The following is a 233-nucleotide window of genomic DNA, read 5'->3' on the forward strand; positions in this document are numbered from 1 at the left end:
GGATTAAAAGACATATTGCCGTTGATACGCTGGGCTTGCCCCATGCGATTGCGGTAACGACGGCAGAGGTCACCGATCGAAGTGGTGCATTGGAAGCACTAAAAGGCAGCCATGCTGACTTGAGTCGAGTGTTGAGTGTGCTGGCAGATAGTGGTTATACGGGTCAGCCGTTTGCTCAGGGTGTGCAAGCTTGCGTGGGGGCGACAGTGCAAATAGCCAAGCGTAGTGAGCTG

At 54.1% G+C, this 233-nt stretch carries 1 protein-coding gene; it reads left to right on the forward strand.

What is annotated here, in order from left to right:
* On the forward strand, positions 1-233 hold a 233-nt coding region (locus ACUHMQ_RS21535; protein WP_445297451.1), incomplete at both ends, for a transposase.

The organism is Chitinimonas violaceus (assembly GCF_052601015.1).